Source organism: Variovorax sp. P1_H12_2 (assembly GCF_056405335.1).
On the sequence record NZ_JBFUCI010000407.1, the window covers coordinates 1 to 5787 of the forward strand.

6 protein-coding genes and 1 pseudogene are annotated in these 5787 nt (G+C 65.4%); all 7 read right to left on the bottom strand.

Annotated elements, in window-relative coordinates; all coding sequences use genetic code 11:
• Positions 1-212 (bottom strand): hypothetical protein (locus tag AC1D2K_RS28495; RefSeq protein ID WP_478092970.1); only part of this gene is annotated, 212 nt, incomplete at its 3' end.
• 62 nt (positions 213-274) lie between these two features.
• Entirely contained in the window at positions 275-1066 is a 792-nt protein-coding gene (locus AC1D2K_RS28500) for a DUF4123 domain-containing protein (RefSeq protein ID WP_478092972.1), read from the bottom strand.
• Between the two features lie 9 nt (positions 1067-1075).
• Positions 1076-3652, bottom strand: a complete 2577-nt coding sequence (locus tag AC1D2K_RS28505) for a type VI secretion system Vgr family protein (protein WP_478092973.1) — start codon at positions 3650-3652, stop codon at positions 1076-1078.
• Between the two features lie 713 nt (positions 3653-4365).
• Positions 4366-4698: a monovalent cation/H(+) antiporter subunit G gene (gene mnhG / locus AC1D2K_RS28510; protein WP_478092976.1), complete on the bottom strand. Its 333-nt coding sequence runs from the start codon at positions 4696-4698 to the stop codon at positions 4366-4368.
• A 21-nt stretch (positions 4699-4719) separates the two neighbouring features.
• Positions 4720-4998 (bottom strand): K+/H+ antiporter subunit F, encoded by a 279-nt coding sequence (locus AC1D2K_RS28515; RefSeq protein ID WP_478092978.1) that lies wholly within the window; start codon positions 4996-4998, stop codon positions 4720-4722.
• Entirely contained in the window at positions 4995-5486 is a 492-nt protein-coding gene (locus AC1D2K_RS28520; protein ID WP_478092980.1) for a Na+/H+ antiporter subunit E, read from the bottom strand. Before AC1D2K_RS28520 ends, AC1D2K_RS28515 begins: the two co-directional genes overlap by 4 nt.
• Positions 5486-5787 (bottom strand): annotated as a pseudogene (locus tag AC1D2K_RS28525) (monovalent cation/H+ antiporter subunit D); the annotation flags it as partial. The gene AC1D2K_RS28520 and the pseudogene AC1D2K_RS28525, both read right to left, overlap by 1 nt.

Consider the following 5787-nt stretch of genomic DNA (forward strand, 5'->3'; position numbering starts at 1 on the left):
GAACTGCGGCCGTACGAGTGGCCGTTCAGGTAGAAGCTGGGCACTCCGATCTTTTTTCCGTAGTGCCCCACCGCCGAGACGGTGACGCCCACCATGTTTTTGTCCGGCACGAGGTCATCGGCGCTCGTGGCGCAACCGGTAGCGAGTGCGGTCACTGCGAAGGCAGCGATCAGGCGACGGGTGATTGGGCCCGCGGATTGGAAAAGGCTCATGGCCCGACGTCTCCTTGTATGTCCGTGTTGATGCCGATCCCCGCCATGTCGGCGCGCGGGCGTCAATGCGCTGACGCAGCTGCTGCGCGAAGCTCTTGCCTGACGCGAACGTCGTCCTTGAGCCAGGCGCCGTTGCTCGCGAAGACTCGTCGAGCAAAGTCCCACAACATGCCCCGGCGTGCGCCTTCGCCCCTCTGCGCCTCGTGCCGCCGCCAGAGCGTCACGCAATAGTTCGCCGTGTCGTAATGCCATTGCAGGTACTTGGCCTCGATGCGAGGCGGGTCGAGCTCCAGATGGGCAAGCAGCGCATCGGGCTCGCCCGCCTGAATCAGCTTGGCAATCTGCTCCTCGCTGAGCTGGATCGCATCGGGCAGGCCGGTGTTGCCGAGGCGGGTTTCGCTCAGCGGCAGCGTGACCGCCTCATTCCGGCGGTCTTTTGCCGTCCAGGAGACCATTGGCGCCGTCAAGGCGTCCCACTGCTCCTGAGTGAGCACCTGTGGGAGATAGGCGAGCACCCGGCCGTCCGCGATGCGCAGACCGTAGGTGTCGCCGTCGCTGTCACGAAAGGACGCGAACTGGCGCATGTGCTTTGCCAAGTCCTGGAGCCTCAGTTCGCTTTGAATCTCGGAGGTGTGGATCGGGTATGGGAATGCGTTCACCGCGCGCAAAAATTCCTGCCACTCCGGAGAGTCCTTTTCGAACATCTCGTAGGCCACCAGAAAAGGTCCCGCCAGACGCAGATCGTCATGGGCCAGCAGAGGGGCCAACCACGGTGACTTCTTGTCGGCAAAAATCTTCGATCGGCTGACCATGCCGTAGACCATGGCACCATCCATCAGGCAATACCCGTTCATCGTCGTGCCTCAGATCTTGGCGATGGCGCTGCCGCTGCGGGCCGCCTTGAGCAGGCAGGGGATGCAGACGCTGGTCGGCAACTCGGGCAACAGCGGGGTCAGCGACTTGGGACCGAAGGTCTGATGGTCGCCAGCCCAGACGTGGTGCGCGGCGGGCGTGAAGAACTGAAAGCCCTTGGCGTCGATCTGGAATGCGCTCTCCGCGGCTTCAAACGAGATGCCCTTCTTCGCCTTGAGCCTGATCCAGTCGGTGGAGCTGATGAGTTCGATCGCCTTCTTTGCAACCAGCTCGATCATGTCGTCCTGGGCCTGCACCTGCACCGCGCCCTTGGCCGCAAAAATGCGAATGCCGGTGTTGTAGGCAAAGAGGCGGATCGCGTCCATCGCGCTCGCAAGAAGGCTCTTGCCACTGCTGACGCTGGTGTGGCCGCCGCTCGTGGCGGCAAGGTGCGCACCCGATGCCAGGTGCAGGTTGTCCGCAGCCGTCGCCGCAATGGCGGCCGCGCTGGCCAGGACGAGGTGGGGACGAGTGAGTTCCGGGAACTCTCCTGGCCCCGCCGTGCCTCCCTTGATCTCGTCGTTCAACGCCTTGAGTTGCTCGCTGACCGTCTCCTGGTCCTTCTTCGCATCCTGCACGTCATGCTGCTGCGCGAGCGAGGCCAGCGTCTCGTGCTGGTCGCGCGCCTGGGTGAAGCGGTGCACGGCTTCGCCCATGTCCTTCACATGGGCCTGCGCGCGTTCACGGCCATAGGTCGTGATCAGCGTGCCCATCATCGAGCGGAAGGCGGCGTGACCGTCGGTGCGCAGCTCGAGGCCCTCGCCGCGCGCATCCTTCCYGCCTGCGTTGTCGTCGATTCGCACGATGCGTCCGAGGCTGAGCGAACTGCTCTGGTGGTCGCACTTCGCCTGGACCTGGATCTCGCCGATGGTGTCGTCGAGGATCAGGTGGTTCGAGCGCCCCATGGCGCTGTTGCCGCCTTCGTGCGTCAACTCGCGGCTGCGGTAGCCCGACAACGCGGCCTGGTCCGGCAACGACCAGGGCGGCATGTTGACCTGGTTGTGCAGCCGGGCGGTGCAGACCGGCAGGTCGGCATCGTTGTTGACGTATTCGATCAGCACCTCTTGCCCGATGCGCGGCAGGTGCATTGCGCCGAGCTGATTGCCCGCCCATGGTGAACTCACCCGCACCCAACAACTGCTGCGCTGGTCGTTCTCGCCCATGCGGTCCCATGGAAACTGCACCTTGATGCGCCCAAGCGAATCGGTCCAGATGTTCTGGCCGGCGGGCCCGACGACGCGCGCGGTCTGCGGTCCCGGGCGCGGCTTGGGCTGGGTCAGCGCCGGGCGCAGCGGCTCCTTCACGGGATGCGCCGTGAACTCGACCTCGACCCTCCAGCCCGCCTTGTGTCCTGGCTCCGCATTCTGGGACTGGCTGTTCTGCGCCACGTCCTGGATCAGGAAGTGGGTGTCGAGAATCAGGTACTCGGCGTTCGCCTTGTCACGTGGGTGCCGCTGCAGCCGAAATGTGCAGCCGGGCACCATGCCTCTGAGATTGCCGCGGCCCTGTGCACGCGCGCCATGGGTACGCAGCGCCTCCATGCGCAGCAGGGCGAGGTGGCTGCCTTCCTCCCGGGGGTCGTTCGCCTCGGCGGTGCCCGCTTTCGGCTGCGCGTAGTGGCTGCCGCCCGCATCGGCGTGCCACTGGTAGACCTCGCTGTCGGCCTGTCCGGTCGGCCTCGGGTCCCGTCGGCTGGCGCTCAGGTCTGCCCTGGGGCGGGTGTAGTCGTAGTCGCGCGTGGCGTAGCGCCCGCTGGTGAGGCGGTTCTCCGGCATGAAGCTGTGCACATACTCGGCGTCGACCTTCCAGCCGGGGGCGTGGTATTCGACTTCATGGTAGGCCTCGCTGGGATTCTTTGCGTACGCGCCCATCGCATCGCTCAGCACGAGGCGATGCTTGCCCTCCGAATGTTCGAAGTGGTAGCTGATTCCCCACTCTTGACACAGGCGCTCGAAGAACTCGAAGTTGGTCTCGTTGAACTGGGTCTGGTAGTCGCGCACCGGGTAGGTGTCGTACAGGATCTTGTGGACGGGATAGCTATAGTCCGCCAGCATTTCATCGAGGATCTGGACGACTGTCTTGTTCTGGTAGATCTTGGAATTGGTGCTGAGTGTCGTCAGGTGAAGCCAGGGGCGCAGCGTCAGCGCGTACTGGATGTGCCGGCCTTCCTCGCCCAGCATGACGGCCTTGGTGATGAGGGCGTTGATCTGACGCGTGCCCGCACCGATGTGGTCCATGCTGYGGCCGACCGTGCCGGGGCGGAACTCGCCCGAGCCATCCAGGTCGATCGAGCAACTGATGTCGAGGCCGATGAAGGCGTCGAGGTCGAAGTCGGCGGCTTCGCTGGCGACCAAATTCAACGCATCGGGCGTCTGGAGCAGTAGTTCGTATTCGAACAGGCGGTTCATGCCCTCGTGGCCCGAAAGGCGTATGGGCTCAAGCGCGGGCTGGCCCATCGAAACCGGAATGGCTGCGCTCTGAACTTTGAGCGTGCTCGCTCGACCTGTGCCGAGGTTGAAGACTGTCATTGGTCTCTTGTCGTAAATTCTGGTTCTTGCTCGGTCGTTGCTTTGAGCGAGCCGCGATGCTTTCGCTGACTGCAGGGCGGTAGCCTGCCCATCATCCCCGGGGTGATCGCGGCGGTAGCGGCACTGGTTGAAGATGGGACGATTCCGCTGTGCAACTGAGAAAAATCTCTTGGCCAAGGTGACGCAGACTCGCGGGCGAAACCGCGAGGAGGGTCACCTCAGCTACAAGCGATAGGCGGTCGAACCATGCTCGATGTAAGTCACGCTGCGCTTCACGGAGCGTTCATGCCGGCCGAGGTCAAGATCGGCGGCATGGGTTCAGATCCAGATCGCCTACTGCCGCCATGGCGCACCACGTACAACAACCATGCTGCAGATCTCCTCCGACTTGGCATTTCCGAACCGGGCTCGTTCGGGCTCTCGCCTCGAAGACGTGCGTCTTGCTGGTGCCGACGGCACCATGATCATGGAGTTGGCGTTGGGGTGGCAAAGCCGTGGCGCTCGTGCGCGCCTGGCAAAGCCAGTCCGCGGTGCTTCACCAACGGCCCTGGCTGCGCCGGTCGAAGCAAACGGCGCAGTGGTTGTCCTACGGCCGCGCGCAGCGCGCCGGTTCGTGGGCAGTCGCGGAACCGGCTTCGCCGGGCCGCTGACTGCGCCCCCGGTAGGGGGTGGGCGCCCGACACGAAGTGCGGGCAACCTGGGGGGGAGCTGCTTCACTCCGGCGGAACGTCGCCTTTCTTCTGCCGCTCGCGGAACAGTGCCGCACGCATGAGGAAAATGGTCGTGACCGGTGCCGTCAGCGCGACGAAGAGCGCGATCAGCACGGCGTGCAGGAACAGGCTGTGTCCCTGCACCGAGAAGTAGATGATGGTCGCCAGCGTCATGCACCACACGCCCAGGGTCGCACCGAGTGTCGGCGTATGGATGCGGCGGAAGAAGGTGGGCACGCGCACCAGCCCGAACGAGCCGATGGCGGCGAAGGCGGCGCCGACCACCGCGAACACCGCGGTGAGTATCTCCGCCCACAGCGGCAGGGCTTCAGTCATTCCATCCTCCACGCGCGGCGCTCATTCGATCACCTCGCCGCGAAGAAGGAACTTGGCGATCGCAGTCGAGCCGACGAAGCCGAACAGCGCGATCAGCATCGCGGCCTCGAAGTAGACGTTGCTGGCATAGACGATGCCGAGCACCAGCATCATCAGCATGCCGTTGATGTAGAGGCAGTCGAGGGCCATCACGCGGTCCTGCGCGGTGGGGCCGATCAGCAGGCGGTAGAGCGCGCACAGCATGGCCACCGCCAGCAGCAGCAGCGCGAGCTTGAGCGCCCACAGGAGGACGGGCGTCATGATTCGAAGATCTCCATCAGCGGCCGTTCGTAGCGCGCCTTGACCATCGCGACGAAGGCCGGCACGTCGTCGAGGTCGAACACGTGGATCAGCAGGGTCGAGCGGTCGAGGGAGATCTCGCCCCAGGCGGTGCCGGGCGTCAGGCAGATGATCATCGCGAGCACCGCCAGCGCGTTGGGATCGCGCACTTCGAGCGGCACGCGCACGAAGCGCGGCGCCATCTGGTCGTTGCGCCGGGTCAGCAGCAGGCGCGCCACCGTCAGCGCCGAATGGACCAGGTCGTAGGTGACCACACCGCAGAGGCGCAGCGCCACCGCGGGGCGGCGCATCCGGACCCTGGCAGGGCGCAGCGACTGGGTCAGCACCGGCACCGCCAGCGCGAGGATCGCCGCCAGCAGCAGCGTGGCTGCATCCAGCGACTGGTTCAGCAGCAGCCAGACCACGAACAGGGCCAGCGACAGCGACGGGGAGGGCAGCCAGCGCTTCATCATTTGGCGGCTTTCGCAGCAGGGGCGACCGGATTGGGGACCTGGATCGCGCCGAGCACGGCGTTTCGATAGGCGGTCGGCCTGAGCAGGCCCTCGGCGGTGGCGGCGGCATGCAGCATCACCGGGCCGGCGGCGAGTGTGAGCGCAAGGCAGGTCCCCAGCAGCGCGGCGACCGGCAGCACCTCGAGCGCGGGCAGCGCGGGCATGGTCGCGTGGGCCTGGGTCCAGAAATGACGGATGCCGGTGCGGCCCAGCGCGAGCAGCGACAGGAAGCCCGACACCAGCAGCAGCGTCATGAAGG

Excerpts from the sequence above, each read along its gene's own strand:
- AC1D2K_RS28500 (WP_478092972.1), bottom strand. The coding sequence starts at position 1,066 with ATGAACGGGTATTGCCTGATGGATGGTGCCATGGTCTACGGCATGGTC.
- mnhG (WP_478092976.1), bottom strand. The coding sequence starts at position 4,698 with ATGACTGAAGCCCTGCCGCTGTGGGCGGAGATACTCACCGCGGTGTTC.
- AC1D2K_RS28515 (WP_478092978.1), bottom strand. The coding sequence starts at position 4,998 with ATGACGCCCGTCCTCCTGTGGGCGCTCAAGCTCGCGCTGCTGCTGCTG.
- AC1D2K_RS28520 (WP_478092980.1), bottom strand. The coding sequence starts at position 5,486 with ATGAAGCGCTGGCTGCCCTCCCCGTCGCTGTCGCTGGCCCTGTTCGTG.